This is a genomic window from Candidatus Palauibacter sp. (assembly GCF_965261555.1).
Classification (GTDB): domain Bacteria; phylum Gemmatimonadota; class Gemmatimonadetes; order Palauibacterales; family Palauibacteraceae; genus Palauibacter.
Map to the genome: position 1 here is coordinate 2,099,912 of NZ_OZ253465.1, position 25,390 is coordinate 2,125,301.

Below are 25,390 nucleotides of genomic sequence, written 5' to 3' on the forward strand. Positions count from 1 at the left end.
CCAAATGATTGTGAACATGGCATGCTCCCTTCAGATGCGATCGGAATGAGCCAGCGCCGCGGAGCACTATGTCGAAACTCGAGCGCAATCTGCTTCATGGCGTGGTTGGCGCTGGGTGGGCATCTCGGGGCGCAGACCGACCGCTTGATCCTCACCGAGGCGAGCCGATACGCGATGACGGCCGATGCCCAGGTGAACGGCGGCACACTGTCTCCAGACGGGGGCCAGCATCTGTTCTGGAACGACGATACCGTGTGGGTCGCGTCCACCGATCAATCCGAAGTACGCGCTGTATGCCCCGGGATCGTTCGGACTCCGCTGGGTGCGGCTTTTGTTCGCGACACAACACGGGCGGACTCTGTGGCTATCGAAGTCATTGATGGAGGTGCAGGAGAGGATATCGCGCCCCGGCTCGTGCGCTCGGTCGGCAGGCAATGTCGGACAGAGACTTGGAACGTACCGGAACCAGCCCGACCGTTGACACACGCTGCTGGCCTCTGGGCGTTCGTTACCGAGATCCCGCCCACACCTCGGGTCAAACCGCCGATGAACCGGGTGACCCTCTCGATGACCGACGGGCACACGGTGAGGCCAACAACGCTGGACCTCCCTGCTAGCTGGTCCGACAGCGTCGCGCTCGTCCTGTCGGGCACGTCGCGCGTGATCATCCTGTCGTCGCGGTTGCTTCCATTTTCTTGGATAGCCACTGACGACGCAGGCCGTGTGACGGTCGTGGGTGCGATTCCCACGAGCAATGAACTGTTCTATACGTATGATACGTGGGTGGGCACGGGCGTGTTCGCGCTCGACTCTGGTTTCGTACAAGTCTTGGCCGATCTTGAGTCTGATCGGCGCCACCTAATCATCTACGACTCCCTAGGCGCATTCAGGCGTCGAACGATACTCGATGTGCCCTTCGGCATCCTCCACACGCTACCTCATCGACAGGAACTCCTCGCGCTACGGCGGACGGATCGCTTGGAGATCCTCACTTATCGCTGGAGTTGGCAGTCGGACCGGGCCAAGGATGAACTATAACCAAGGAGTGAACTATGAACAGGATCTCGAAATGGTTCCTAGTGCTGGCAGTCACTGTCGCCGTCGGACTGGTGATGCCCAACATCGCCGAAGCGCAGGACTGTGAGAGTTGCAACAGTATCACCGGCGAGTGCGAGCCGGACCGGTGGTTCGGCGCTGATCGCTGCGTTGAGGGAGAGCACGACGGAGAACCGTGGTGCGCTTCTTGGGGCGGCCTTACGTGCGATCCACGCGTCGTCTTCAACGACGTAGGTCCAGATGGTTCCGTCCTCGGCGGAGAGGCTTTCGCAGCACGGGAGCTGGCGGCTGCCGAACTCTCATCGCATGGTCCGTCAACCCAATACACTCGGGACTGCGGTAACCGCATCGTAGGGAGATCCTACGTCGCGGTCGAGGCGGCGGACATGCGGCGAAAAACCGAGTCGATCATCATCTAGCCTAGCCCGGAATTGCTGGCGGTCGGAGGCCTTGGACGGCCCGGTGCGGACTCCGACCGCTAGCGAGAAATCAGGAAATACAGGAGGAAGAGCAGTTGACTACTTTCGCGATTCTTGGCATGCGCGTGCGGTCGGTGTGGTGTCGCACGGCGACGATACTATCGGTCGCACTGACCATCACAGGCGTAGGAGCACTCACAGCTCAGGACGGGCGCGACACGCTCGTTCATATGTTCCCTCTCACGGTCCCCGACAGTATACCTCTCACGCGGGTCGAGCAGTTGGTCCCCCGCCCGGACGGTTCGGTCTTCCTAATTGACTCGCGGACCGATGCGATCCTGGCCTTCAATCCAGACGGCGCATTCAGAACGAAGATCGGCGCGAAGGGAGAAGGGCCCGGTGAGTTGCTTTCGCCGTGGCGTCTCGGATTGCTCGGGCACGACACGTTGTGGGTGGTCGATGCGAGACGTCCTCGCCTCAATCTGTACGACGCTGTGACTGGGGCGAGCCTTGCTGATTTCGGCCCCGCCACATGGAATTCATCAGCTGGTGACGAGCCCCTTCGACCGCTCGCAGTCCTGGCTGACCACCGTGCTATTTCGGTCAAGTGGATCGAGAGGGATGTGCAGGTTGAAGTCCTTGCCGTTCCTTTGATGGGGCGACACATTCAGTCTCAACGTGTTTCCCTGGCGTCGCTCGATCTGCGGGGCAGATACTTGTCGATTCCGATACCGAGCGGCGATGGTACGCTACGCGTACGAGATCCGTTTTCTCACAGTGACATGTTCGCGGTCGATCCCTCGGGCAGATACCTGCGCGTCATTCGACGGCCCAAGCCGGTTGACGGGCGTGGCTTCTTCACCGTGGAACAAAGCAACATTCGGGAGAACATAGCAGATACGATTCGTGTTCCATATGCACCGCGGTCGGTCCAGCGCCAAGACGTGCGGGCGTGGGCAGACGGTCTCGGAGTGGTGGAACGCATGGTCGAACTCGGTGTGTTTCGAAGTAAGGCTGCGGGCGCGAGCGCGGTCCTGGACGCCCTCGGCACACCCGACTACTACCCTCCCGTTCAAAACCGGGGACGCGGCATCGTTGACGACGGCGTGCTCGTCGATTCGAAGGGCAGGCTGTGGTCTCAGATCTCGGACGTTGCCGGACGCAATAGCGATTGGGTTGTCGTTTCTGGTGGTCGTGAAGTCGTAGTGACGCGAGTGTCAGTACCCAAGGGGCTCCGACTACTGGCCGTCCACGCGGATCGGGTATGGGCCGAAGCGCAGGACGACTACGGTGTGCCGATCGTGCAGGTGCTCGAACTTCGGAGGTTGAACGGATGACTGTCTGGAACGCTACGCTGCGCGCCGCCGTGGTTGCCGGCTTCGGAGTCGGACTCATCGCGGCGCCACTAGCGGCCCAAGAGGCAGAAGCGTACTTGCGCGGGCTACTGTTGACGCAAGGGAGCGGTAGGCCCGTTCAGGGTGCTCATATCAAACTCATCGACCCGGACGACGTTGTCCTCAGCGAGGTTCTTTCGGACGGACGCGGCGCATTCAACCTGCCGATGCCCGCCGAGGGTATATACCGCCTCCAAGTCACCCGGATCGGGTACCAGTTTTGGACTTCCGACACGCTCCACGTTGCTTCGGCGCCTGAGTCTCGCGAACTGCATCTGGAAGTGCCAGTGCAGCCGATCCCATTACCTGAAATGTCGGTATCGGAGCGGAACACGTGCCCGACTACTCCCGAGGAGCGGCAGCGTGCCTTCGAGCTATATCAATCAGTTCAGCCGGCCCTAGCCTCGTCATCTCCCTCGGCAGACTTGGGAACCCTGTTAGTTCGCATGGTAAGACCGGTCATCGTCGGAAAATACCACTACTGGAGACGCGGGGGGGGACGCCGCTTCCGGCAGGACACTACAACAGTCGCCGTACCGGGATCTCTGAATTTGCTATCGGCACCGCCTACGCACCTTGCAACGCATGGGTACGCGGACGTCATTCAGGACACGTTGACCACCTTCTACGCCCCTACTGGAGAAGCACTGGCGTCACCGGAGTTTCTGTCGACGCACTGCCTCCGCCCGGTCGCTAGTGCAGACCAGGCGAGCGTTGGGCTAGGTTTCGAACCCAAACCTGGGAGGCAGGCCGTCGACGTGAAGGGCGTCCTATGGATTGATCCTATCACCAACGGACCCGAGAAGGTGGAGTTCCAATACACCTCGTTGCGTCCATTTTTGCGTCTGCACCTGCTGCCGGTCCTGAGGGCCTACGTGCTATCACGCACGTCGGACGAGATCCGTGCCGGTACGAGGTTCCGTGCGATCGAGTTTGACGAGTCCGAGTATGGCGGCGTGCTCTACTTTGAACGTGTCCTCGGCGACCAATGGCTGATTCGTGAGTGGTCGCTTAATTCGCCCACGCTCTATCGTCGCGCCGTCACGGAGCGCCGTAGCAAAATCGTTTGGCCTCTTGCCTCGCCACTTACGACCAGTGGTGTGGTTCTCGCCGTAATTCCCGGTTAGCACACGCGAGCGTGAAATCGCGCGGTGGCGCGGGGGAGGGTGACCCTCTCGTCGAATCCTTGCACTGGTCAACGTCCTCGTCTCGGTGCAGATAGGGAACGGCTTTGGGCGATGGACACGGAGGTCCCGGTCACGAACCACGCCGAGCGCGGCCAGCCCTGCATCGTCATCTCTCTCTTCCTCCGTCTCACTCCCCGTCTCCGTCTCGTTGACGCACGTCGGTCGCGGCGGTGTCGTACATGTGGTGTGGTCGGATGACCTCGGCATCGAGTACATCATGCGCCTACGAGTGGAAGGTGTTGACGGACGTCAAAAACTGCACACATCCGGGCATCGAAAATGTCCCACCTCGAAGGAGAGCGGGACTGGGGCGTGCGGCGGTCATGAGGCGGCCGAAACAGACCCCGATCTAACGAAGGCGTCCACATATGGTAATCACCTGACACCCGGCCTTGCCGAGGTCAGCGCTTCAGGCTGCGGTCTTCACCTCCTTCCTGGTTGACTTGTTCCGGTTCCGGGGCTTCCGGATCCCCTTCTTGAAGACCTGGTACGGGGTCCGCCCCTCCATGCCGCAGCCGCGGTGTCGACGGTTCCGGTTGTAGGTTCTCCAAATAGGCGTCCAGATCGGCACTCGACGGTGGACATTTACGATCGGCAGGCGGGCGTGAGGCTGTATGAGGACGTCCCGCTGCCGGAGCGTTCGCGGACCCTGGGTGGGGGCCGCTACCTGTACATGTTGCTGGACACGGATTCTCCGCCCTGGCGCATCGCGAAACTCCAGTTCCGGGATCGTATCGCTGGCGCTGCTGGTTGCCGCACCGCTCGTGGCGGTCGAGCTTCCCCAAGCGAAGCGTCACCCGCGTCCACAACGCTGGAAGTCGCTGCGACGGTGGCGTGCGCCGAGGCCGACGTGGCAAGCTCCATGGATGTCATCTCGTGTCCCGAGGAAGTTGAGGCGCGTTACTCATGCACTCGCGAAATCACCGTAGTAGTCTAAGCCTCACGGTTCTCGTTTCGGCGTTCTGCGCGGGGCCCGCCACCGCGCAGGCCGTCGAACTGAGACTGATCGAGGAGCTGCGGCTGGGGCGGTTCGAGGGGTCGGGTCCGGACGTATTCGCCGATATCGACGATCTCGCAGTCGATGACCACGGTCGGATCTTTGTGGCCGACGTGGGCTGGAGGCAGGTCCGACTGTTTGACCGTGGCGGACGGTTCGTGCGGAATCTGGCGCCGGAGGGCGACGGACCGGGCGAGAGGCGATACTGGCCTGCCGCGGTGTCGACCCGAATTACGTGGGACGCACACCGCGACCGGCTGTGGATCGATGACGGTCTACACCTTCTCGTGCTGGATTCTCTGGGAGCGGAATACGCGCGCGACACGCGGGAGCGAGGATTTCTCCCAGGCAACAGGGAACCCCTGGGGAAGGTGTTCCGAGTCGATGCGCGGGGTCGTCTGTACGAAGTTCTTCAAGGCTCACTTGGAGGCAGCGATTCCGCCTACGTCTACATGGCGCGCGGGACGGCGGACTCGGAGTACGAGTTTGTGCAGGATCGCATGCTGCGGATCGAGGCACGAGGAATTATCAGGGGACCGCCACGGACTCGGCAAACCGGGGGAGGTACCCTGACGATGACCATCCACAGCCACGAGCCTCCGCAGGTCGTCTGGGCGGTCTCGCCCGCCGGGGAGCTGTGGGGCGCCGGGATCGACGAGCCGCGCCTCTGGGAACTGTCGTTTAGGGGAGATACGCTACGCACGATGTCGTTGGCGGGCGCAGTGGGCTCGAAACGGATGGAGCTGGACATCTCGCCGGAGGGCTGGTTCTGGATACGGCGCGAGTCCGGCTCCAGTGCACGCAGTACCTGGGATCTGCTCGACAACTGCGGTGCGCACCGCGGCTCCGCATCGGTGCCGCACAACGTGTCGATGACCGAAGTCGGCTCCGACGGCCGTATCCATGTTGTGGCATCCGATGCACTGGGCGTCGAATACGTCCTGCGCCTGCGACTGGAGGCGAACGTTGAGGCCCGGCCCTGCTAGCCTACGCGCTGCTTCTCCACCCGGTCGACGTGACCAGTGGTCTCACGACGGAGTTGTCAACGGCCCCGCGGCCGTCCGGCGGTGTGGCGGTTCTTGTAGCTGCCACGAGCCTCATTTTGGCGGTCTGCGCGGGGTCCGTATCCGCGCAGACCGCCGAGGTGCGCCTGGTGGAAGAGTTGCGGCTGGGGCGGATCGAGGGGTCCGGACCCGACCTGTTCGCCGACATCCATGACCTCGCGGTCGATCCCGAAGGCCGGATCTACGTCGTGGACGTGGGATGGAAGGAGGTGCGGCTATTCGACCGTGACGGACGTTTCGTGAGACGTCTCGGGGCTGAGGGCGGGGGACCCGGGGAAAGGCCTTATCTGAACATCGGGACCACCCGGGTCACATGGGATGCGCACCGGGATCGGCTGTGGATCGATGACGGTCTGCACCGCCTGGTGCTGGATTCGCTTGGAACCGAGTACGCTCGCGCGACGCGGCCGCCCAGTTTCCTCCCCCCCAATGCAGAGCCCATTGGTACAGTCGTCGCAGTCGATGCGCAGGGCCGCCTCTACCAGTACCTCTGGGGGCCGTCGCCCAACCGGGATTCAAGGTACCGATACATGGCGCGCGCTACGGTCGACTCGGAGTATGCGATCGTACCGGACGGTACGCTTCTGATCGAGGCGGTCGCAGAGGTCGAGGACGCACCGCGGACCAGCCATAATCGGGGTGGGTCGCTGACGGTGACCGTCAAGCGCGCGGAACCGTCGAGGGTCATCGGGACCGTTTCCTCCGACGGGGAGCTATGGGTCGCCGACATCAACGGACGACACCTGCGACAGCTGTCGTTCAGGGGTGACACGCTACGCACGATCACGCCGGCAGACGTGGCAGGGGAGCCCGTATGGGCGGAACTGGACGTCTCGCCGGAGGGATGGTTCTGGCTCAGACGCGAACCGGACTCCGATGAATCCAGCACCTGGGATCTGCTGGACAACTGCGGTGCGTACCGAGGGTTCGCCTCGGTGCCGCACCGCGTGTCTCTGACCAGCGTCGGTTCCGGCGGACGCATACATGTCGTAGCGTCCGGGGCCCTCGATATCCCATTCATCTCACGGCTGCGGGTCGACATGGACGTGACCCGCCGAAGCTGCTGACCCGCACGGAGTCGCAGCTCTGTGGCCTCGGCTATCTTGGGCGCCGAGAGCGGATCGTGCCCGCGGCCCTTCTGTTCTTCTTGGCTACGCCGGGGGAAGCTCGGGGGCTGACGCCTCGCCGCCGTCCGCGTTACCCGAGCCCACCGCCCGCTGCAGGACCTCCTGGATGTCGAGGCCCAGCACCGACGCGAGCCCCTCCATCGTCCCGTAGGCGCCGCGTACGCGCTGGTTGAGCGCGTTGGAGACGCCCTCGCCCTGGCCTCCGTCCATCACGACGACGCGGTCGATGTCCACGCCCTCCACGGCGCCCACGGCGATCTCGAGCAGTTCGGGTAGCTTCTCGGCCATGAACACGGCGAACGCGGCCTCGCCTCCAGTCTGGACCTCGGCGTAGAGCCGCTTCAGGACCTCGACCTGGGCCTTCCCGCGCTCGAGGATCGGGGCCGCCTCGGCCTCCGCCCGCGCGAACGCGGCCATCTTGTCGGCCTTGGCGGGCTCGATCACGTCCGCCCGCAGACGCTGCTCCTCGCGCTCCACGCGCTTCATCTCGAGGATCTTCTCCGCCTCGACCTCGGCCTCCTGCGCCTTCACGCGCGCGATCTTCTCGGCCGTGTCGCCCTCGCGGTGCAGTTCGGCCTTGCGCACGCGCAGTTCGTTCTGGGCCTCGGCGACCTTGATCGAGGCCGCGGCCTCCCGGACCTCGGCGCGCCGCCTCGCCTCGGCCTGCGCCTCTCGCGTGTCGGCCTCCGCCTGCGCCTCGGCGATCTCCGCCGCCCGGATCGCCTCCGCCGACTTCTCCCGTCCGATCGCGTCGAGATAGCCGCGCTCGTCGCTCACGTTCTGGATCTTGAGCACGTCGAGGTGGAAGCCGAGCGATGCCAGGTCCTCTCCCGCGTCCTCCGACAGCGCCTTGGCGAACCCGAGCCTGTCCTCGTTCACGGCTTCCGGCGTCAGCGTGGCGAGCACGCCGCGCAGGTTCCCCGTGAGCGTGTCCTGCGCGAGTTCCCGCACCTCCTCCTCCGTCTTCCCGAGCAGGCGCTCCACGGCGTTGTTGAACACCCACTCGGGCTCCGAGGCGATCTTCACGTTCGCGATCGCCTCCACGCTCAGCGGGATGTTCCCCTTCGAGAAGGCGTTGTTGACGAAGACCTCGATGGGGATGGTCTCGAGGTTCATGTGCTGGACCGTCTCGATGATCGGGATCCGGAGGGTGCGTCCGCCCGAGATGGAGCGGTAGCCGACGGACTGGCCGTCGGTCAGCATGCGGTTCCGGCCCGTGATCACGGCGGCGCGGTTGGGGGGGACGATCACGATCAGGTTCTTGATCGTGACGATCGCCACGAGTACGACGACGAAGAAGACGGCCGCCATCGCGACGGGGGCGGCCAGGACATTCAGAAGGTCTTGCATTTCCACCTCGTTATTCTTCGAGAAGTTTCATGTCTACCGGCGCGACGTCCGCGATGCCGTCCGTCATGCGCACGACGACGACCGACTGTCCGGCCCGGAGCGGCAGGTCGTCGGGGCAGGTCGAATCCAGGCGGGCCCGCACGCTGTAGCGGCGCTCGCCGCGCGACACCTTCACCGTACCCGCACCGTCCGGCGCTATTTCCATCGTGACTTCGCCGGTCAGTCCGGCCATCGAACGCTCTCCGAGCGCGGTGCCGGCGCCCGAGCGCCTGATGTAACGGAACGCCGCGCCGATGAACACTCCGGAGGCGAGTCCGGTGACGCCGGCGATGGCGGCCGTGACGGCCGGACCCGTGAACCAGTGCAGGATGGCCCCGGTCGCGCCGAACCCGAACAGGGCGTAGACGATCGTCCGCAGCGAGAGGAGTTTCGCCACATCGGCCGCTCCCCCCGCGTCCAGTTCCGCGTCGACATCCACGTCGATGTCCATGCCGTCCAGGAAGTCGCCGAACACGGACAGCGCGAGGAAGCCGCCGCCGACCAGGAGACAGAAGATGTATATCGTGAACATGAGTCGCTCTCCCTTCGGAACCGGGCGCGTCGAAACCTACCGGCGCGAGGGGAAGCGGGAAAACCGCCCTGACGACGCTGCCTGCTTGATCGGGACAGCCGGGCGCGGTCTCTTCCGGGGGACCGCGCCTGGTGCTCCGGTGCGACGGCGACTTCTGATGAAAGTGTTAGCCTCCGTGGGCCATGCTGCTTCGCTACTCCGCCGGGTCATTCCTGTCGCTCTGCTGCTGTTGGGTTGTCAGCCACAGGATCGGTCAGAACCAACCCCAGAACCAGCCGCCGTCCCACCAGCCGCGCCCCCTTCGAACGCCGTGGCGTTCGAAGGGCCGCAGATTGCTGTGCAACCAGTTCGTACTCTCCATCCGGCTGCCATGCTGGCCGTGCCGGACACGACTCCGGAATCAGAGTGGCTCAACGTCGTCGCGGACATACGGTATGACGCTTCATCCGGCACGATGTTCACGATGGACAGGATGGCTGGAACGCTGGCCGAAGTGGACACATTGGGCAACCTTGTCCACCTTTACGGGCGAGGCCGCGGTGCGGGCCCTCACGAGGTCCGCGACTGGGTCGACTACAGCTTCTCGTCCTCCTCCGTCGTGTTTCTGGACCGGGGTAACCGGAAGGTGATGGTTTTTCCGCGCCTCGGCTCAATCCTGGATCCGTTTCCCGTCTCCACCACTTACCGCAGCATCGCCCTAGCAGGAGATGAGACGATCCTGTTGGCGCCGGGCACGGGTGCTCATGCGGTGGATATCTATTCCATGGCCGGTGACCCTGTGGGCGGAATTGGGGCGTTCGGCGAGTTGCCTGTTCGCTGCACGCCGGAAGAGGATTGCGAGCGGACCCGCAGAATGTGCATGGGTTGCGTCGTCCGCGTCGTAGGTGACGCCGTCGTGGTCATTAATAGGGAGATGGATCTGCTGACAGTGTACGGGGCGGAAGGAGAACCTGCGCGCTCGGTGGACCTCCGTGCCCGCATCCCCCTTCTACGGGAGTGGATCGCGACGGACGAGCCTTATCTGGCGCGCATGCAGGAGCGTGCCAACGCGCGCTCGAGCGGAGCGACCGTGGCCGTCGCACTCAAAAGCTACTTCAGCAACGCCCACACCTCTCCCGATGAACGGCTTGCCTTCTCGATCAACCCTGCCACACCCATCCTGCAGGCATCCGGCTTCCAGTATTGGCTGCTGGATATCGAAACCCTCGAGATCGAGAGCGCGATGTTCAGCGACCCTGCGCACGGCATGCGTGCGACGGGTTGGCCGACGGTGTTTGGCGTCCAGCGGGGAAGTTACGCGATCTATCGACTGGAAGGCTGAACTCAGTCGGACTCGGTCGGTCAGCCGGACCAGGTCGCGACCGTCTCGGCCACGAAGTCGTCGAATACGCGCGGCGCGTGGCCCAGCACGTGGCTCATCGTCGCGAAGTCCTCCTCCGTCGCGATGAGTCCTTCCGCGAGGAAGTGCTCGGACATGATCCGGAGGTCGCTCACGAGCCATTCCGGCAGGCTTCGGCTCGCGCGCGCCTCCCAGGCGTCGAGGTCGTCGCCGACGTACTCGATCTCGCGGCCGAGGTGTTCGCTCCACGTGCGGACGACATCCTCGCCCGTCAGTAGTTGCGGTCCGACCACCGGATACCGGATCCCCTCGTGGCCGTCGTCGAGGAGCGCGTTCACGGTGGCGTCGGCGATGTCCCGCACGTCGACCCGGTGCAGCCCCACGCACCCGAGCGGTGCGGGATAGACCCCGGCTTCGAGCGACCGCCTGAGCCACAGGTCGTTCTGGAAGTAGTGGTTCGGTTCGATCGTCGCCCACGGGACGCCGGAGGCCTCGAGCGCGGCGAGGATCTCCATCTTGCTCGCGAAGTGGGGGATGTGGGGCGCGGCGTGCGCGCGGTGCGCGGAATGGAAGACGATCCGCTCGACGCCGGCCTCCGCGGCCGCATCGACGGCCCCGATGCCGAGCCGCGCCTCCTGCCAGTGGAGGGCCGTGAGGAGGTGCATGCGCGGCACGCCTTCGAGCGCCGGGCCGAGCGTGTCGGGCCGCTCCAGGTCGCCTTGCATGAATTCGACGCCCTCGTCCGACGCCCCGGCCGACGTCCGGGTCCGGTCCGCCGAGCGCGTCAGGCACCGGACCGACGCTCCGCGGGCCACGAGGCCCTCGACGACCCGGCTCCCGACGGTCCCCGTCCCGCCGACGCAAAGCACGTCCGCCATCCATGCCTCCCGTTCTCCATTGGCTCCGACTTCCTCGATCCTGCAGGATCCCGACGATACGTGGCGCGCGGAGGGCAGGCGAGTGCCGCCCCGCGCCGCCCCGCCCGCTGCGTGTCGAGAGCGCGATGACACTCCGTTGATGGCCGCCCGGACTCTGGAGGGCGAAATCTCGGGAGGCGTGGGACGGGGGGTCCGTCCCGGAGGGTGGCGACGAGCGCGCCAGGCACGGCGGCGGCCGCGACCCGGCCTTCCGACGACCCGTGAAAGGGAGGGGACGATGAAGACGACGAAAGCGGGACGCTGGCTGCTCCTTGGCTTCAACCTCGTGCTGGCCACGGCCATCCTGGCGCAACCCGGCCGGGCCGCGTCCGCGCGAGGCGGCGACGACTGCTTCGGTGAGTGTTTCCGGGGATGGGCGGGGTGCGTTCTGGACGGCGAGTGGGGCTGCAACTACGAACTCAACGAGTGCGTGCGGGGATGCACCTTCCCCACCTGGGGTCCTTCCTCGGATCCCTATCCCTTCTGACGGAGATCACATGAAGCTCGATACCACGGGGGCCGGCTCCCGGCCCCGGCACTGGATGACACTCGCGGCGGCGATGCTGGCCGCGGCATGTCTGGACGGCGAGAACCCTGCCCCCACGGTCGGCTCGGCGGAGCCGGGAGCGGACTTCGGAGCGGACCCCGCGCACCTTCGCGCGGGGCCGCCCGTCCTGAGACTCGGAAGCGTGTCCGGGGATGGGGAGACGGATTTCCACGACATCGCCGGCGTCGTGGTGGACCGGCGGGCCGGTGTGCTGGTCGTGGCGAACCGGGGCGATGCCACGCTGCGCACGTTCACGCTCGATGGGGAGTGGCGCGGCACCCGGGGCGGCGCGGGGGGCGGTCCGCGTGAACTGGGGGAACTGACGGCGCTCTTCGGATACCGGGGCGATTCCGTTGTCGTATACGACGACGAGCGGGGCGGCGCGTCCGTCTGGCCGTACACCGGCGGGGATGTGCGACGCGTCCGGATGGTGATCCCTCCGGGGGACACCCTGCAATCCCCGCGACTGCAGGGCGCCATGGATGACGGCCGGCTGGTGTGGGCGGTTGCGAGGCCCGACCGAAGCGTCGACGAGATCGGCGAATCCCATCCCCTGCAGGTCGTCATCTTCCTGACGTCGGCCGAGGGAACGGGCTTCGACCCCGTCGCCGAGACCACGGGGGTCCGGGTCTTCAGCTATCCCGGGGACGCGTACATCTCGGGCCGCATCCCGTTCTCGCCCCAGCCGTTCGTGCTGCCCGGCGATTCGGTCCTTCTCTTCGGGTCCACGGAGCGTCCGCGCGCGGAGCGGGTGACGGGCGGCGGCATACCGCTGGCTCCGATCGAGTTCTCCGTCCCACCGGTTCCCCTGACCGCGGAGGACCGGGAGACGGCGCTCGCTCCCATCCGCGCCGAGATGAACCGTCGCCTGCCGGCCCAACTGCAGGCCCGCATCGCGGCCACGCTCGACGTGTGGGCGTTTCCCGACTCCTTCCCGCCTCTGGGAGGCGTGGTTGCGGGCGACGACGGGCGCGTCTGGGTGACGGACTACCGGTCACGAATGGACGCCCTGCGCGGCGAAGGAGAGGTCTCGACCTGGAGCGTGTACGCCGGGCCGGGAAGCCCCGGCCGGGACGTCGAGTTCCCCGGAGGCTTCGATCTGCTGTGGGCCGACGAAACGGAGGCGGCCGGGGTGGTCCGCGATGGGTTCGATGTCGAACACGTCCTGATCGTTCCGCTTCCCGCGGGCGCGAGGTCGCCGGGAACATGAAGCGGCCCGGAACCCAGGACGTCGGTCTCGCGGTGTGCTTCGTCCTCCTGGCGGTGATCGCCTTCCGCCCATCGGGCGTGGTCGGCGGCCGCCTCCGGGAGTGGAAGTCCGAGCGGCAGGTGCTCGCGCTCTATCGCGAGGAATGGCGGCAGGCCGCCGCGGGTCGGGGAAGCGTGCTCGGCAGCGGCGATGCCGCGCCCGCGATCTTCGAGTTCAGCGACTACCTCTGCCCCTTCTGCCGGCTCTCGCACGAGACCGTGAACGGGTGGGCGGCGTCGGGCGAGGCGAGGGTCGTGCTGGTTCACGTGCCCCTCTCGGACCGTTCCGCCGCTGCCGCGCGCGCGGCAATCTGCGCGGAGACCGAGGGCGCGTTCCCGCGCATGCACGACTACCTGATGACGAACGAAGACTGGAAGGCGGGGGAGGTGGACTGGGAATCCATCGCGGAGGCGGCGGACGTTCCCGCGGGAACGTCCTTCACCCGATGCCTGGACTCCGCGGCGACGACCCGCCGCCTGGCTCGCGACGCCGCGCTCGCCGACCGCTGGCGGATCACCGCGACCCCGACCTTGGTCTCGGAACACGCCCGAATCATCGGAGTCGCGTCGCAGACCGGCTTCAAGAAGCTGATCAACCGCTGAGAACCTAAGCGTAGGAAGCCGCGATGCGGGTGAGTGCGGCTTCGAGGTCGGCCATGTAGCGGGGGACGTCCGCCTCGGCGATCGGCGGGCCGTGGATCGGCGCGATCCAGGCTGGCGGATGGCGGTCCAGCATCGCGTGCAGGGCGCCCATGACCCGGTTCGGATCCGCGTAGCGCAGCCACGGCAGCGTCTGCGCATGGAATTCATGCACGCCCTCCGCGCGTCCTTCCTCCGGGAGCCGTCCCCAGTCGACGTCGCAGGCGCCCGGGGCGTGGAGCGCGCCGAAACCATCCGCGACGAACAGGGTGCGCGAGGCTTCGTCGTAGACCCAGGTCGTGTGATTTCGGTCGGCCAGCGGGGGATCGAGGACGACGAAACGCCGGCCCAGCACCTCGATCACGTCGCCGATCTTCGTGCGGCGGGCGTACGGGAGACCCTGGAGGTCGGGGTCGCCGCAGGAGGCGATGATCTCGAAGTCGCCCCAGTCCCGGCGGAAGGCGGGGATGTTGCCCGAGTGGGGATAGTCGGAGTGGGACAGAATGATGGCGCCGATACCGCGCCCGGCGGTGGCGTCGTGGATCCGGTCCGCGAGGCGCTGCCGGTGGTGGAAGGAGCCGGAGTCCATGAGGATCGCCCCCTCCGGCGCTTCGACGAGGTAGACGGAGACGTGGATGTGGCCGTTCGTCTCCGGGAAGGACTCGTGGACCCAGGAGACCCCGCCGCCCAGATCGATGACGCTCACAGGACGCCCCCGCGCCCGCCCGCCGCCACGCGCCGCACGACCTCGTTCATGCGCTCGTAGTAGGGCGCCGCGTCCTCCCCGGGGATCGGAAGTCCGTGCGCCGGTGCGAGCCCGTATCCGGCGAACTGCACGGCCAGAGCATCCGTCGCCGCCGTGACCTTGTGGGGGTGGACGTACTGGAACCAGAACATGACCCGGCCGTGGAACTCCTCGAGGCGGCCCACGTCCACGACCGTGTCGATCTCGTCCGTCCGCCGCAGGCTCTCGCCGCTCTGGTGCGGGAAGCCCATCCAGTCGACGGTGAAGAGCGTGCGGGTCGTCTCCTCGCTCATCCACGTGTGAATCGCGGCGTCGAGGAAGGTCGCCTCCGGGAAGCGGACCCGGAGCCCGCCGAGATCGATCTCGTCCTCGGGCCCCACCTTCATCGCGTCGTCCAGGTGGTAGAGCGCGTGCGTCTCGCCGGCGGCCGGGGCCACGAGTTGGCACTCCGGATAGCGCCGAAGCACCTGCATCGTGTTGCCGGCATGCGGCACGTCGGGGTGCGAGAGGGCCAGGTAGTCGAGCGGCCGCTCCCCGAGCAGTTCCTCGAGCGCCGGGAGAAGGATGTGGCCCGAGGCCGGAGAGAGCGTATCCCAGAGCAGCGTTCGCTCGCCCGTCAGCAGGTATGCGTTCTGCGGCACATAAAGTTCGTTCCCGGGCGTGTACCAGTCCGCGCCGCTCTCCAGCACCGCGCGAGCGATCCCGGCGCGGTGCCCGCCCAACTCCTGGATCCAGTGGATCCCCGGCCACACGTCGCGCCGCCAGCCCCCGCCCGTCCGCGCCGTCGGCATCGGAGCCGCGGCCGGCGTCGTCTCGGTGTCGCTTCCGGGTTCGTTCATGCGCGGCAGTCTACGCGCCCCCGGCCCGCCGCCACCAGCCCGCCCGCCACTCGAACGCAGCCGGGACTTGCCACGGGTTCCTAGTCGAGTTGAAACCGCAGCTCCGCCGCAACGTCGGCCTGCCGATGATCCCGCGTGAGGAACGAGAGTTCCGCTGGATTCGGCGCGACATACAGGGCGCACGCGAGGTGCCAGAGGTCGGCTCCACGCACATAACCGGCTCCGAGCACTGCGCGGAGTTCGGGCGTGAGTCTCCGGATGGGAAAGACCCAGTGGAATCGCGAGACGAGATGCTCGGGAACCGCACGGCGCTTACGTCGGCATACCGAGAGCAACTCCGCTTCCAGGAGGTTGGACGCATACAGGCGGTCGAAGCCGCCCAGGCGCTGGCCGATCGTCCGGGCCTCGGGTTCCCCGAAGGCGATGGCTACCACCACCGAGGTGTCGACGTACGCGGAACTCAATCGCCGCGTTCGGCCAGGAATTCGGCGAGCGTGCCCGGCAGCGGTGGCCCGGGCGTGAACGGCTCGAGCGGACCTGCGGGCGGGACGATCGCCCCCTGGCGTTCCAGTTCCGCGACCCGCGCCTCGAGCGTGGTGGGTTTCTTCGATAACGGTCGGATCTCGGCCACGGGGTCTCCCCGATAGGATATGGTCACGGTCTTCCCCTCCCGGACGTGGCGCAGCACTTCCGAGAAACGGGCCTTCGCTTCGTAGGTCGAGTAGAGCAATTTCCCCCCCACGACTGTCAGAGGATGGTCCGCTCCATCATCGGGACGTCAACTCGCGTGGGCCGCGCCGCCGCACTTCGATGGCCGACGCTCATTCTCCGCGGGCGGCCAGGAAGCGCTTCAGGGCGCCCGGCACCGGCGTACCGGGCTCGATGGGCTTCGGGTCCTTCGGACGGGGCGTGAGGATCCCTCGCCGCTCCAGGTCCGCAAGTCGTTTCTCGAGACGCGTAGCCCGTTCGGACAGGGGTCGGATCTCGGCCACGGGGTCTCCCCGATGGGATATGGTCACGGTTTTTCCCTCCCGGACGTGGCGCAGCACTTCCGAGAACCGGGCCTTCACTTCGGAGGTCGAGTAGAGCAGTCGCATCGGACCATCATAACTAGTCAGACCAGTCTTATCAATTCGCTCCGGCCTCCCGTGGCCTGTTCTCGACGAAGGGGTCACATTCCCTCCATGAATGTCAGAGGATGGTCCACTCCATCATCCGGACGTCAACTTGCGTGGGCCGCGGCGACCTTCGCGGGCGCGGCGACCTTCGCGGCCGCGGGGTGTTCGCCATCCGGGGAGGGGGCGGCGTTTCCGAGCCGGGCCATCGAGATCGTCTCCTGGGCGACGCCGGGCGGACCGACCGACCTCCTCTCGCGGGCCCTGGCCGAGGCCGCGCCGCCGCACTTCGATGGCCGGCGCGTCACCGTCATGACCCGGCAGGGCGGGGCGGGGGCCGCGGGCATGCAGTACCTGCAGGGACGGGAGGGCGACCCGCACGTGCTCGGCGTCTTCACGGCGAGCGGCACCGTGAACATGGCGACGGGGCGGATTCCGTTCTCTCCCGGGGATTTCACCCCCATCCTCCGCATCCAGATCGACCCCTTTCTGATCGCGGTGCGGGACGACAGTCCCTTCCACACGCTCGGCGACCTGTTCGCGGCGGCGCACGCCCGGCCCGGCGAGGTCTCGGTGTCGGGGTTCGGGGCGGCGTCGGCCCACTTCCTCGGCTTCGCCCGGCTGAGGGCCGCGGCGGGAGACCCGGATGTGCGCTGGATCGCGTACGAGGGGTCGGCCGACGCGGTGGTGGCGGCGCTCGGGGGACACACGGACGCCGCGCACACGAACTACAACATCGTGCGCGAGCACCTGCGGGCGGGGACGATGCGGGTGCTGGGAGTGGCGCTTCCCGTCGAGGCGCTCCCGGACACGCCGAGCTACGCGGAGCAGGGATACGACCTGACGCCGGTCCACTGGCGCGGGGTCGTGGGACCGCCGGGGCTGGATCCGGCGCTGCGCGCGGACCTGCGCGCGCGGCTGATGGCCGCGATCGAGGACCCGGGGTTCCGCGAATACATGGAGCGGGCCGCGCTCGAGTACGCGACGATGGCGGACGCGGACGCGTTCGGCGTCTGGATGGCCGAGGAGGTGGCGACGAGCCGGGACATGCTGCGGCGGCTGGGAATCCTGGATGAGTAGTGCCTCCACGGCCGGGACGACGCGGTTGGGCCTGCTCGCGGAAGCCGGACTGCTCGCCGTCGTGGCGGCGGGGGTCCTGCTGGACTCGCGCTCCTACCCGGGCTCGCTGGCCGAGGGGGCGCCGGGCCCGGCCTTCTTCCCGCGGCTGCTCGCCGTGCTGCTCATGGGCTGCGCGGCGTGGCTCGCGGTCCGGGCCGCGCGACAGCCGCCGGAGTCGGACCCGGGACGTTCCCGCGGGAACGCGGCCCCGGGCGCGGGAGCCCGCCGCGGCCTCCGCCTGGCGCTGGGAGCCGCGTGGATCGCCGTCTTCCTCCTCGCCTGGCCCCGGCTCGGGACCGTCTTGTCGGTTCCGCTCCTCGTCGCCGGGCTGATGTGGCTGACGGGCGAGCGCTCGCGGCTCGCGCTCATCGCCGTGCCGCTCGGCTTCGCCGCCTTCATCTATCTCGTGTTCATGGTGGTGCTCGGCGTGCCGCTCCCGTCCGGGTTCTGACCCGCCGCCCGTGTCCGCCTTCCTCGACGGCCTGCTGACGGCGCTCCAGCCGGGGAACCTCGCCGCGCTCCTCGCGGGGAGCCTCCTCGGCGTGTTCGCGGGCGCGATGCCGGGGCTGAGTTCGACGGTGGGACTCGCGCTCGTCCTCCCCGTCACCTTCGCGCTCGACCCGACGCCGGCGCTCCTGATGATGGTCTCGATCTACATGGCGGCGGAGTACGGCGGTTCGATCACCGCGATCGCGATCGGCGTGCCGGGGAGTTCGCCCGCGCTCGCCACGACCTTCGACGGCTACGCCATGACGCGGCGGGGCGAGGCGGGACGCGCGCTCGGGATCTCCCTCTTCTCCAGCATGAGCGGCGGGCTCCTCGGCACCGTCCTCCTCGTGCTCGCGCTGGGGCCGCTCTCGCGGGCGGCGATCGCCTTCGGGCCGGCGGAGTACTTCGGGCTCGGCGTGTTCGGGCTCTCCATCGTCGCGAACCTCGTGGGAAAGGACCCGTTCAAGGGGATCGTGAGCGCGCTCCTCGGACTCCTCTTCTTCGTGGTCGGGCTCGACGTGCTCACGGGGGCGCCGCGGCTCACGTTCGGCACGAATGCGCTCATGGACGGTCTCGGGCTCGTCCCCATGCTGATCGGCTTCTTTGCGATCGCGGAGGCACTTGCGGCGGTGACGGGCCGCCGCAGGTCGACGCCCCCCGGGAGCGGCATCGCGGGCGCCCTCCCGAAGGCCCGCGAGTTGTTCGGACTGTGGCGCACCATTCTGCGGGGATCCGCCATCGGGGGTCTCATCGGGGCCATCCCGGGGGCCGGGGCGACGATCGCCTCCATCGTCGCGTGGAACGAGGAGCGCCGGGTGTCGAAGACGCCGGAGCGGTTCGGGACGGGTCTGCCGGCGGGAATCGCGGCGCCGGAGGCCGCGAACAACTCCTGCGTGGGGGCCGCGATGATCCCGCTCCTCGCGCTCGGGATCCCCGGTTCCGCCAGCGCCGCCGTCCTCCTCGGGGGCCTGACCGTGCAGGGCGTGGCGCCGGGCCCGCTGCTCATGACCGAGCGCTCCGAACTCGTCTACGCGCTGTACGCGGGATTCGTGGTGGCGGTGCTGCTCATGCTGGCCGTGGGGCGCCTCGGGATTCCCCTCTGGACACGGGTGGTCCGGCTGCGATCGTCGATCCTGATGCCGCTCGTCGTCGCGATCTCGCTCGTAGGCACCTTCTCCCTCCGCGGCAACGCGGCGGATGCGTGGGCCGCCCTCTTCTTCGGGCTCGTCGGCTTCGCTATGCTGCGGGGCGGCTACCCGCTGGCGCCGGCGGTGCTCGGCCTCATCCTCGGTCCCATGATCGAGACGAACTATCGGCGGGCGCTGAGCCTGTCCTCGGGGTCGCACTCGGTCTTCCTGGAGAGCCCGATCAGCCTGGTGCTGCTCGCGCTGGCGGCGGTGAGCTTCGCGGCCCCGGCGGTCCGCAGCCGCCTGATTTCGGGAAGGGCGCGGGCGCCCGAACCCGAACCCGACACACACGACAACGAACCCCGGCGAGAGGAACACGAGTGAGCGCGACGCGTGCGGTCATCGACTTCATACTCGAGACATCGATCGACGATTTCCCCGAGAGACTGCTGGCCGAGGGGCGGCGGTGCGTGACGGACGGCACCGGCGTGATCCTCGCCGGCTCGACGGACGCCTGCTCGCGCATCGTCCGCGACCAGATCGCCGTGCAGGGCGGGAACCCGCAGGCGACGGTGCTGGGCCCGCCGGACGTGCGCGCCCCCGCTTCGCTCGCCGCCCGGTCGAACGGCACGGCGGGCCACGCGATGGACTTCGACGACACGCAGCTCTCGAACGCGCCGGACCGGATCTTCGGGCTCCTCACGCACCCGACGGTTGCCCCTCTGGCGGCGGGATACGCGGTGGCGGAGAGGGAAGGGGCCACGGGGGCCGAGTTCCTGGAGGCCTTCCTCATCGGGTTCGAGGTGGAGTGCAAGATCGCCGAGGCGATCGACCCGCGGCACTACATGGAGGGGTTCCACTCGACGGCGACGATCGGCACGCTCGGCGCCTGCGCCACGGCCGCGAAACTTGCCGGCCTGGGGGCGGACGACCTCGCGATGGCGCTCGGGATCGCCGCCAGCCTCTCGTCGGGGATCCGGCTCGGGTTCGGCACGATGACGAAGCCGCTCCACGCGGGCCGGGCCGCGGAAAACGGAATCCTGGCGGTCGACCTCGCCGCCCGCGGCTTCACCGCCGGGCACGACGCGCTGGAGGCGCCGTGGGGGTTCTTCCGCGTCTTCGGCGGCGGCTTCGAGCCCGAGCGGCTGGTTGGCGCCCTCGGCTCCCCGTACACGTTGCTGGACCCCGGCGTCTCCGTGAAGCCGTTCCCGTCGGGGAGCCTCGGCCACCCCAGCATGGCCGCCATGCTCGAACTCGTCACCGAGCATGACCTCGCGCCCGACGATGTCGCCGGGATCACCTTCCGCGCCGGGCACAACATCCTCAACCCGCTCCGGTATCCCGTGCCGCGCAACGAACTCGAGGCGAAGTTCTGCATCCCCTTCGTCCTCTCGAGCATCGTCCTGCGGCGGCGGGCCGGGATCCGCGAGTTCCACGACGACTTCGTCCTCTCCGACGAGGCGGCGGACATGATGCGCCGCGTGACGGTGAAGTTCGACGAGGAGATCGACGCGCGCGGCTACGACCGCATGCGGAGCGCGATCGACGTGCGGCTCCGCGACGGAACCGAGCTTCACACCGAGGCGGACACCTATCCCGGAGGACCGGAGCGGCCGCTCACCCGGGAGGAGCTGCACGGCAAGTTCCGGGACTGCGCGAGCCTCGTGATGGGCGACGCGCGGATCGACGGCGCGCTGGACCGGCTCGAACGCGTGGACGAACTCGCGCACATCGACGACCTCGTCGACGCGCTCTCGACGGCCCCGGCCCGCGCCGCCGCCGGAGTCCCCGCGTGAGATACGCGTACGACGTGCCCCGGATCGTCGCGCGGAGAGGGATGCGCCGCGCTCCCCGCGGGCTCGCCCTGCTGGGAGCGTTGTGGCTTGCGGCCTGCGGCGATGCGATCCGCTCGGGCGAGGGGACCCTGGATGCGGCGGCGGACGCGGCGGGGCGCGGACCGTACGATGCGCTCCAGGTCGAGACGGATCTCATGGTGGAGATGCGCGACGGCGTCCGCCTCGCGACCGACGTCTACCGCCCCTCGCGCGAATACGAACCCGTGGATGGGCCGTTCCCCGTCCTCCTCCACCGGACCCCGTACGACAAGACCTCGCGCGGACTCGTGGACCAGGCGCGCTGGTTCACGACGCACGGCTACGTCGTCGTGCTGCAGGACACGCGCGGGCTCTACGCCTCCGAGGGCACCTTCCAGAAGTACCACGAGTTCGACGCCCCCGACGGCTACGACACGATCGAGTGGCTCGCGGGGCTCGACTACGCGGAGCCCTCCGTCGGCATGTGGGGCACCTCCTACGGCGCCCACACGCAGGCGGACGCCGCCAAGCTGAACCCGCCGGGCCTCCGGACGCTCGTGCTCACGATGGGAGGCCTTTCCGACGCCTGGACGCACAAGGTCCGCAATCACGGGGCGCTCGAACTCGGCCAGCAGCTCGGCTGGGCCCACCTCCAGCTCGCGGCGGTGGCGGACGACCCCGAGATCCGCCTCCGGCTCGCCGAGGAGCCGCCGTCGGACTGGTTCCCCGACACGCCCTTCCGGAAGGGGGAGAACCCGCTCTCCGTCGCGCCGAATTTCGAGGACTACTACCTCACGATGCAGAACCACGGCGACTACGACGAGTATTTCCGCGGCATCGGCCGCAACTGGGTCGAGTACTACGACGAGACGTCGGACGTCCCGATGCTCCACGTCGGCGGCTGGTACGACTCGTACGCTCCGGGCACGATTCAGAGCTTCGTCGAACTCTCGCGGCGGAAGTCGTCGCCGATGACGCTCCTCATGGGCCCGTGGACGCACGGCGGGAACAGCCGGTCCCACGCCGGCGATATCGAGTTCGGGGCCGAGGCCGCGGTCGAGGATTTCTCGCGCGAGTTCCACCTGCGCTGGTTCGACCGGCACCTCCGCGGGCAGCGCGCGAACGACCTGTTCGAGAGCGACGACAGGCTCGCGGGAGAGGCCGCCGGTCCCGTCACGATCTTCGTCATGGGAGGCGGCGACGGCCGCCGGGACGGGAACGGACGCCTCTTCCACGGCGGCGAGTGGCGCACCGCGCAGAGCTGGCCGCTCGAGGGGACCGAAGCGACGCCCTTCTACCTCCGCGCGGGCGGCGGACTTACGCGCGAGGCTCCCGCCGCGGACGAGGGATCGACGTCCTACACCTACGATCCCGAGCACCCTGTACCCACGATCGGCGGGGCCTTCTCGGGCGCGCTGAAGCGGGGCGGCTACGACCAGCGCGAGCGCACCTTCCGCTCGCTCGAGGGCGGCTCCGAGAACGGCTTCTTCGCCTCCGAGGTCGACGGCCGCCGCACCGCCGACCGGCCCGACGTCCTCGTGTTCGAGACCGGGCCTCTGGCGGAGGATCTGGAGGTCATCGGCCCGGTCACCGCCACGCTGTGGACCTCGTCCAGCGCCCCCGACACCGACTTCACCGCCAAGCTCGTCGACGTCTATCCCCCGAACGAAGACTATCCCGAGGGCTTCGACCTCAACATCACCGACGGGATTCTCCGCGCCCGCTACCGGGATTCCCGCGAGCGGGAGGAGTTGATGACGCCCGGAGAGGTCTACGAGATGGAGATCCGGCTCTTCCCGACGGCCAACCTGTTCCGGGCCGGCCATCGCATCCGGCTCGAGATCTCGAGTTCCAACTATCCCCGCTTCGACGTGAACCCCAACACGGGCGAACCGCTGGGGCGCCACACGCGCATGGTCCCGGCCGACAACACCGTCCATCACGCCGCCGCCCGCGCGTCGGCGATCCACCTCCCGCTCCAAAGGAGATAGACCGTGCAAGACGTCAACTGGCTCGCCGTCCTGGTCGCCGGAGTCGTCCCCCTGGTCGTCGGCTTTCTGTGGTACGGCCCGATCTTCGGCAAGCAGTGGCTCTCGCTCATGGAGACCACCGCCGAGGAGATCCAGAAGGACTTCAATCCGGTGAAGACGCACGGGGCGAGTTTCGTCCTCTCGCTCGTCACCGCCTACGTCCTCGCGCAGCTCCTCGCCGTGATGGGCGGCTCCGGGGCGATGATCGGGGTCCACGTGGGACTGCTGGTCACGATCGGTTTCGTCCTCAACGTCGGATACCAGGGCGTGGCCTACGAGCAGCGAAAGCCCGGGATCTTCTTCCTGAGCCTCGGCTACAACGGCGTCGCCCTCATCGGGCAGGCGGTCGTGCTCGCCGTCTGGCCCTGACCGCGGCCGTTGAGGATCCGTTGATAGTCCGTTGGTGGCCTGTTTGAGGGTCCGTTGAGGATCCGTTGATGGCCGCCTGGCGGGGCTGTTGAGGATCCGTTGATCCGGAGGGGGGAGTAGAACTCGGAAGCTTGGCAAGCGCGACGACTTCAGAGTAGGTTTCCGAGTAATGGATCTGAATGAGCTGCTCCTCCGGCCCGAGGGCAAGACCCTCGAGTTCAAACGGGACCTTTCATCCCCTCGGGGATTCCTGCGCACCGTCGTGGCGTTCGCGAACACGGCGGGCGGCACCGTTCTCATCGGCGTGGAAGATCGGTCGCGGCACGTCAGGGGCGTCCGCCGCGCGCTCGACATGGAAGAGCGGGCCGCCAGCCTCATCAGCGATGCCATCCAGCCCGCGCTCTGGCCGGACCTCGAGATTCTGAGGTTCCGCAGCGCGCAGGTACTCGCCGTGCGCGTCCATCCCAGCCCTGCGCGACCGCATTTCATCGCCCGGCAGGGACTCGAGGCGGGCACGTACGTGCGGGTGGGCTCGACCAACCGCCAGGCGGACCCTCCACTGATCGCGGAGATGCGGCGTTCCGCCACGGGCGAGTCCTACGACGAGCAGCCGGTGCCGGCGCTCGACTCGGAAGCGGTGGACTTCCGAGCCGCTTCAGAGTCGTTCGCCGCGGTCCGGAAACTGAGGCGGCGCGACCTGGAGACCCTCCGCCTCGTGACCACGCATCAGGGCCGGTCCGTACCCACGGTCGCCGGCGTGCTGCTGTTCGGCGGCGACCGCCTCGAGCACTTCCCCGACGCCTGGATTCAGGCTGGCCGCTTTGCCGGGACGGTCCGGGCGGTCATCGTCGACCAGACGCGGATCGAGGGACCCCCGATCGAGGCGATCGAATCGGCCGTCTCGTTCGTGAAGAAGCACCTGCTGCACGGCGCGACCATCGGTCCGGTGCGGCGCATCGACCACTGGAATCTGCCGCCCGAGGCCGTGCGGGAAGCCATCACCAACGCCGCGGTGCATACGGATTATGCACAGCGCGGCGCCCCGATCCGCGTTGCGATCTTCGATGACCGCGTGGAGATCGAAAACCCCGGCCTGCTGCCGTTCGGGCTCACGCTGGAGGATCTGCCGCGCGGCGTCTCGAAGCTCAGGAACCGGGCGCTCGGCCGCGTCTTCCAGGAACTCGGGCTCGTGGAACAGTGGGGGAGCGGGGCGCCGCGCATGATCGACGCCTGCCGGGACGCGGGTCTGCCGGCGCCGGTCTGGGAGGAGATCGCGTTCCGGCTGCGCGTTACGCTGCGCACGGAGAAGGTGGGTCCGGCGCTGGTGGACGGCCGGGACAGCACGATCCTGCGCGTGCTGGAGAGCGGGGTCGGACACGGTACGCGCGACATCGCCGAAGCCGTGGGCCTCTCGACCCGGTCCACCCGCACGCGGCTGGCCCGGCTCGTCGAACGCGGGCTCGTGCGCGAAGTCGGCACGAGCCCGAACGATCCGCGGCGGGTCTACGTCAGGTCGCCCTCGGCCCCCCCGGACGACTTGGACGATCCCGACGACTTCCGGGGCTTGAGGACGAAGCGGTAGATGAGGTAGCCGGCGACGCCGAGTATGAGGACCGTCGGAATCCAGCCCAGGAAACTGAAGATCGTGCCCGCGGCGACCGCGGCCGCGATTCCCTCGATGCGTCCGACGATTCGGTGTCGCCGGCGGGCCTTGTCCAATTCCTGCCGGGAGTAGAGTTCGGGCAGGAGATCCGAATCCACATCCTTCATCGGGCATCCCTCATCATCAGGCATCCCTCTTCATCGGGCATCCCCCCGGTCCGGGGGCCGGAGGATTCTACGATGGCGCGGTGCGAACCGTTTCCGCCACCGCCCCCTCCGGGGCCTC

The 25,390-nt window shown here is 67.8% G+C and carries 26 protein-coding genes; 17 read left to right on the plus strand and 9 right to left on the minus strand.

The genetic code is table 11. The features are described 5' to 3' along the window. Positions 1-45: 45 nt before the first annotated feature. The 6 genes from ACQY5G_RS09085 (at position 46) to ACQY5G_RS09110 (ending at position 7,184) form a co-directional block, all read left to right on the plus strand. On the plus strand, positions 46-1,038 hold the full coding sequence (locus ACQY5G_RS09085; protein WP_428104006.1) for a hypothetical protein: 993 nt from the start codon (positions 46-48) through the stop codon (positions 1,036-1,038). 14 nt (positions 1,039-1,052) lie between these two features. Further along, the gene (locus tag ACQY5G_RS09090) at positions 1,053-1,475 is read left to right on the plus strand and encodes a hypothetical protein (RefSeq protein ID WP_428104009.1); all 423 of its coding nucleotides are present in this window, start codon (positions 1,053-1,055) and stop codon (positions 1,473-1,475) included. Between the two features lie 95 nt (positions 1,476-1,570). Next, on the plus strand, positions 1,571-2,812 hold the full coding sequence (locus ACQY5G_RS09095; protein ID WP_428104011.1) for a 6-bladed beta-propeller: 1,242 nt from the start codon (positions 1,571-1,573) through the stop codon (positions 2,810-2,812). Then, the gene (locus ACQY5G_RS09100) at positions 2,809-3,996 is read left to right on the plus strand and encodes a carboxypeptidase-like regulatory domain-containing protein (RefSeq protein ID WP_428104013.1); all 1,188 of its coding nucleotides are present in this window, start codon (positions 2,809-2,811) and stop codon (positions 3,994-3,996) included. Before ACQY5G_RS09095 ends, ACQY5G_RS09100 begins: the two co-directional genes overlap by 4 nt. 966 nt (positions 3,997-4,962) lie before the next feature. Beyond that, positions 4,963-6,039 (plus strand): hypothetical protein, encoded by a 1,077-nt coding sequence (locus ACQY5G_RS09105; protein ID WP_428104016.1) that lies wholly within the window; start codon positions 4,963-4,965, stop codon positions 6,037-6,039. A gap of 116 nt (positions 6,040-6,155) precedes the next feature. After that, positions 6,156-7,184, plus strand: a complete 1,029-nt coding sequence (locus tag ACQY5G_RS09110) for a 6-bladed beta-propeller (protein WP_428104018.1) — start codon at positions 6,156-6,158, stop codon at positions 7,182-7,184. Between the two features lie 84 nt (positions 7,185-7,268). Here ACQY5G_RS09110 and ACQY5G_RS09115 read toward each other — a convergent pair whose 3' ends face one another. Further along, positions 7,269-8,594: a flotillin family protein gene (locus ACQY5G_RS09115; RefSeq protein WP_428104019.1), complete on the minus strand. Its 1,326-nt coding sequence runs from the start codon at positions 8,592-8,594 to the stop codon at positions 7,269-7,271. A 10-nt stretch (positions 8,595-8,604) separates the two neighbouring features. Further along, positions 8,605-9,165 (minus strand): NfeD family protein, encoded by a 561-nt coding sequence (locus ACQY5G_RS09120; protein ID WP_428104022.1) that lies wholly within the window; start codon positions 9,163-9,165, stop codon positions 8,605-8,607. Positions 9,166-9,535: 370 nt separating this feature from the next. Between ACQY5G_RS09120 and ACQY5G_RS09125 the strand changes: the two genes are divergently transcribed. Beyond that, the gene (locus ACQY5G_RS09125; RefSeq protein WP_428104024.1) at positions 9,536-10,486 is read left to right on the plus strand and encodes a hypothetical protein; all 951 of its coding nucleotides are present in this window, start codon (positions 9,536-9,538) and stop codon (positions 10,484-10,486) included. Between the two features lie 20 nt (positions 10,487-10,506). On the opposite strand, the gene ACQY5G_RS09130 is transcribed toward ACQY5G_RS09125, so the two are convergent. Beyond that, positions 10,507-11,382 carry an NmrA family NAD(P)-binding protein gene (locus ACQY5G_RS09130; protein ID WP_428104026.1) on the minus strand — a complete coding sequence of 292 codons (876 nt, stop codon included), beginning with the start codon at positions 11,380-11,382 and terminating at the stop codon, positions 10,507-10,509. Positions 11,383-11,659: 277 nt separating this feature from the next. Here ACQY5G_RS09130 and ACQY5G_RS09135 point away from each other — a divergent pair, with 277 nt between their 5' ends. The 3 genes from ACQY5G_RS09135 to ACQY5G_RS09145 are packed head-to-tail and all read left to right on the plus strand — an operon-like array spanning position 11,660 to position 13,819. Further along, positions 11,660-11,908, plus strand: a complete 249-nt coding sequence (locus ACQY5G_RS09135; RefSeq protein ID WP_428104028.1) for a hypothetical protein — start codon at positions 11,660-11,662, stop codon at positions 11,906-11,908. 10 nt (positions 11,909-11,918) lie between these two features. After that, a complete protein-coding gene (locus ACQY5G_RS09140; protein WP_428104031.1) occupies positions 11,919-13,178 on the plus strand; it encodes a hypothetical protein in 1,260 nt (419 codons plus the stop codon). Then, complete coding sequence (locus ACQY5G_RS09145) at positions 13,175-13,819, plus strand: DsbA family protein (RefSeq protein WP_428104033.1); 645 nt, start codon at positions 13,175-13,177, stop codon at positions 13,817-13,819. Before ACQY5G_RS09140 ends, ACQY5G_RS09145 begins: the two co-directional genes overlap by 4 nt. Before the next feature lie 4 nt (positions 13,820-13,823). Here the strand turns inward: ACQY5G_RS09145 and ACQY5G_RS09150 are convergent, their stop codons facing one another. The 5 genes from ACQY5G_RS09150 to ACQY5G_RS09170 all read right to left on the minus strand — a co-directional run bounded on the left by ACQY5G_RS09150 (position 13,824) and on the right by ACQY5G_RS09170 (position 16,536). Next, on the minus strand, positions 13,824-14,561 hold the full coding sequence (locus tag ACQY5G_RS09150) for an MBL fold metallo-hydrolase (RefSeq protein WP_428104035.1): 738 nt from the start codon (positions 14,559-14,561) through the stop codon (positions 13,824-13,826). After that, positions 14,558-15,439 carry an MBL fold metallo-hydrolase gene (locus ACQY5G_RS09155; RefSeq protein ID WP_428104037.1) on the minus strand — a complete coding sequence of 294 codons (882 nt, stop codon included), beginning with the start codon at positions 15,437-15,439 and terminating at the stop codon, positions 14,558-14,560. The genes ACQY5G_RS09150 and ACQY5G_RS09155 overlap by 4 nt, the downstream gene beginning before the upstream one ends. Before the next feature lie 80 nt (positions 15,440-15,519). Then, on the minus strand, positions 15,520-15,903 hold the full coding sequence (locus ACQY5G_RS09160; protein WP_428104039.1) for a PIN domain-containing protein: 384 nt from the start codon (positions 15,901-15,903) through the stop codon (positions 15,520-15,522). Beyond that, positions 15,900-16,181, minus strand: coding sequence for a type II toxin-antitoxin system Phd/YefM family antitoxin (locus ACQY5G_RS09165; protein ID WP_428104040.1), 282 nt, complete (start codon positions 16,179-16,181; stop codon positions 15,900-15,902). Before ACQY5G_RS09165 ends, ACQY5G_RS09160 begins: the two co-directional genes overlap by 4 nt. Before the next feature lie 79 nt (positions 16,182-16,260). Beyond that, a complete protein-coding gene (locus tag ACQY5G_RS09170) occupies positions 16,261-16,536 on the minus strand; it encodes a type II toxin-antitoxin system Phd/YefM family antitoxin (protein WP_428104043.1) in 276 nt (91 codons plus the stop codon). An 87-nt stretch (positions 16,537-16,623) separates the two neighbouring features. On the opposite strand from ACQY5G_RS09170, the gene ACQY5G_RS09175 reads away from it, so the two are divergent. The 7 genes from ACQY5G_RS09175 (at position 16,624) to ACQY5G_RS09205 (ending at position 25,084) form a co-directional block, all read left to right on the plus strand. Beyond that, positions 16,624-17,634 carry a Bug family tripartite tricarboxylate transporter substrate binding protein gene (locus ACQY5G_RS09175; RefSeq protein WP_428104045.1) on the plus strand — a complete coding sequence of 337 codons (1,011 nt, stop codon included), beginning with the start codon at positions 16,624-16,626 and terminating at the stop codon, positions 17,632-17,634. Continuing rightward, positions 17,627-18,124 (plus strand): tripartite tricarboxylate transporter TctB family protein, encoded by a 498-nt coding sequence (locus ACQY5G_RS09180; RefSeq protein ID WP_428104047.1) that lies wholly within the window; start codon positions 17,627-17,629, stop codon positions 18,122-18,124. The genes ACQY5G_RS09175 and ACQY5G_RS09180 overlap by 8 nt, the downstream gene beginning before the upstream one ends. Positions 18,125-18,134: 10 nt before the next feature. Further along, positions 18,135-19,673, plus strand: a complete 1,539-nt coding sequence (locus tag ACQY5G_RS09185; protein ID WP_428104049.1) for a tripartite tricarboxylate transporter permease — start codon at positions 18,135-18,137, stop codon at positions 19,671-19,673. Continuing rightward, positions 19,670-21,085 carry an MmgE/PrpD family protein gene (locus ACQY5G_RS09190; protein WP_428104051.1) on the plus strand — a complete coding sequence of 472 codons (1,416 nt, stop codon included), beginning with the start codon at positions 19,670-19,672 and terminating at the stop codon, positions 21,083-21,085. Before ACQY5G_RS09185 ends, ACQY5G_RS09190 begins: the two co-directional genes overlap by 4 nt. Next, positions 21,082-23,094: a CocE/NonD family hydrolase gene (locus ACQY5G_RS09195; protein ID WP_428104053.1), complete on the plus strand. Its 2,013-nt coding sequence runs from the start codon at positions 21,082-21,084 to the stop codon at positions 23,092-23,094. The genes ACQY5G_RS09190 and ACQY5G_RS09195 overlap by 4 nt, the downstream gene beginning before the upstream one ends. A gap of 3 nt (positions 23,095-23,097) precedes the next feature. Continuing rightward, complete coding sequence (locus ACQY5G_RS09200) at positions 23,098-23,502, plus strand: DUF1761 domain-containing protein (RefSeq protein ID WP_428104056.1); 405 nt, start codon at positions 23,098-23,100, stop codon at positions 23,500-23,502. Positions 23,503-23,671: 169 nt separating this feature from the next. Next, a complete protein-coding gene (locus ACQY5G_RS09205) occupies positions 23,672-25,084 on the plus strand; it encodes an ATP-binding protein (RefSeq protein WP_428104059.1) in 1,413 nt (470 codons plus the stop codon). Here the strand turns inward: ACQY5G_RS09205 and ACQY5G_RS09210 are convergent. After that, positions 25,006-25,272 carry a hypothetical protein gene (locus tag ACQY5G_RS09210; protein WP_428104061.1) on the minus strand — a complete coding sequence of 89 codons (267 nt, stop codon included), beginning with the start codon at positions 25,270-25,272 and terminating at the stop codon, positions 25,006-25,008. The two genes, ACQY5G_RS09205 and ACQY5G_RS09210, sit on opposite strands and share 79 nt — an antisense overlap. Positions 25,273-25,390 lie beyond the last annotated feature (118 nt).

Bases quoted from the DNA above. Each gene is read 5' to 3' on its own strand.
- ACQY5G_RS09100 (WP_428104013.1), top strand. From the start codon at position 2,809: ATGACTGTCTGGAACGCTACGCTGCGCGCCGCCGTGGTTGCCGGCTTC.
- ACQY5G_RS09120 (WP_428104022.1), bottom strand. From the start codon at position 9,165: ATGTTCACGATATACATCTTCTGTCTCCTGGTCGGCGGCGGCTTCCTC.
- ACQY5G_RS09205 (WP_428104059.1), top strand. From the start codon at position 23,672: ATGGATCTGAATGAGCTGCTCCTCCGGCCCGAGGGCAAGACCCTCGAG.
- ACQY5G_RS09105 (WP_428104016.1), top strand. From the start codon at position 4,963: ATGCACTCGCGAAATCACCGTAGTAGTCTAAGCCTCACGGTTCTCGTT.
- ACQY5G_RS09140 (WP_428104031.1), top strand. From the start codon at position 11,919: ATGAAGCTCGATACCACGGGGGCCGGCTCCCGGCCCCGGCACTGGATG.
- ACQY5G_RS09115 (WP_428104019.1), bottom strand. From the start codon at position 8,594: ATGCAAGACCTTCTGAATGTCCTGGCCGCCCCCGTCGCGATGGCGGCC.
- ACQY5G_RS09155 (WP_428104037.1), bottom strand. From the start codon at position 15,439: ATGAACGAACCCGGAAGCGACACCGAGACGACGCCGGCCGCGGCTCCG.
- ACQY5G_RS09125 (WP_428104024.1), top strand. From the start codon at position 9,536: ATGCTGGCCGTGCCGGACACGACTCCGGAATCAGAGTGGCTCAACGTC.
- ACQY5G_RS09145 (WP_428104033.1), top strand. From the start codon at position 13,175: ATGAAGCGGCCCGGAACCCAGGACGTCGGTCTCGCGGTGTGCTTCGTC.
- ACQY5G_RS09180 (WP_428104047.1), top strand. From the start codon at position 17,627: ATGAGTAGTGCCTCCACGGCCGGGACGACGCGGTTGGGCCTGCTCGCG.
- ACQY5G_RS09085 (WP_428104006.1), top strand. From the start codon at position 46: ATGAGCCAGCGCCGCGGAGCACTATGTCGAAACTCGAGCGCAATCTGC.
- ACQY5G_RS09170 (WP_428104043.1), bottom strand. From the start codon at position 16,536: ATGCGACTGCTCTACTCGACCTCCGAAGTGAAGGCCCGGTTCTCGGAA.
- ACQY5G_RS09090 (WP_428104009.1), top strand. From the start codon at position 1,053: ATGAACAGGATCTCGAAATGGTTCCTAGTGCTGGCAGTCACTGTCGCC.
- ACQY5G_RS09130 (WP_428104026.1), bottom strand. From the start codon at position 11,382: ATGGCGGACGTGCTTTGCGTCGGCGGGACGGGGACCGTCGGGAGCCGG.
- ACQY5G_RS09135 (WP_428104028.1), top strand. From the start codon at position 11,660: ATGAAGACGACGAAAGCGGGACGCTGGCTGCTCCTTGGCTTCAACCTC.
- ACQY5G_RS09175 (WP_428104045.1), top strand. From the start codon at position 16,624: ATGAATGTCAGAGGATGGTCCACTCCATCATCCGGACGTCAACTTGCG.
- ACQY5G_RS09210 (WP_428104061.1), bottom strand. From the start codon at position 25,272: ATGAAGGATGTGGATTCGGATCTCCTGCCCGAACTCTACTCCCGGCAG.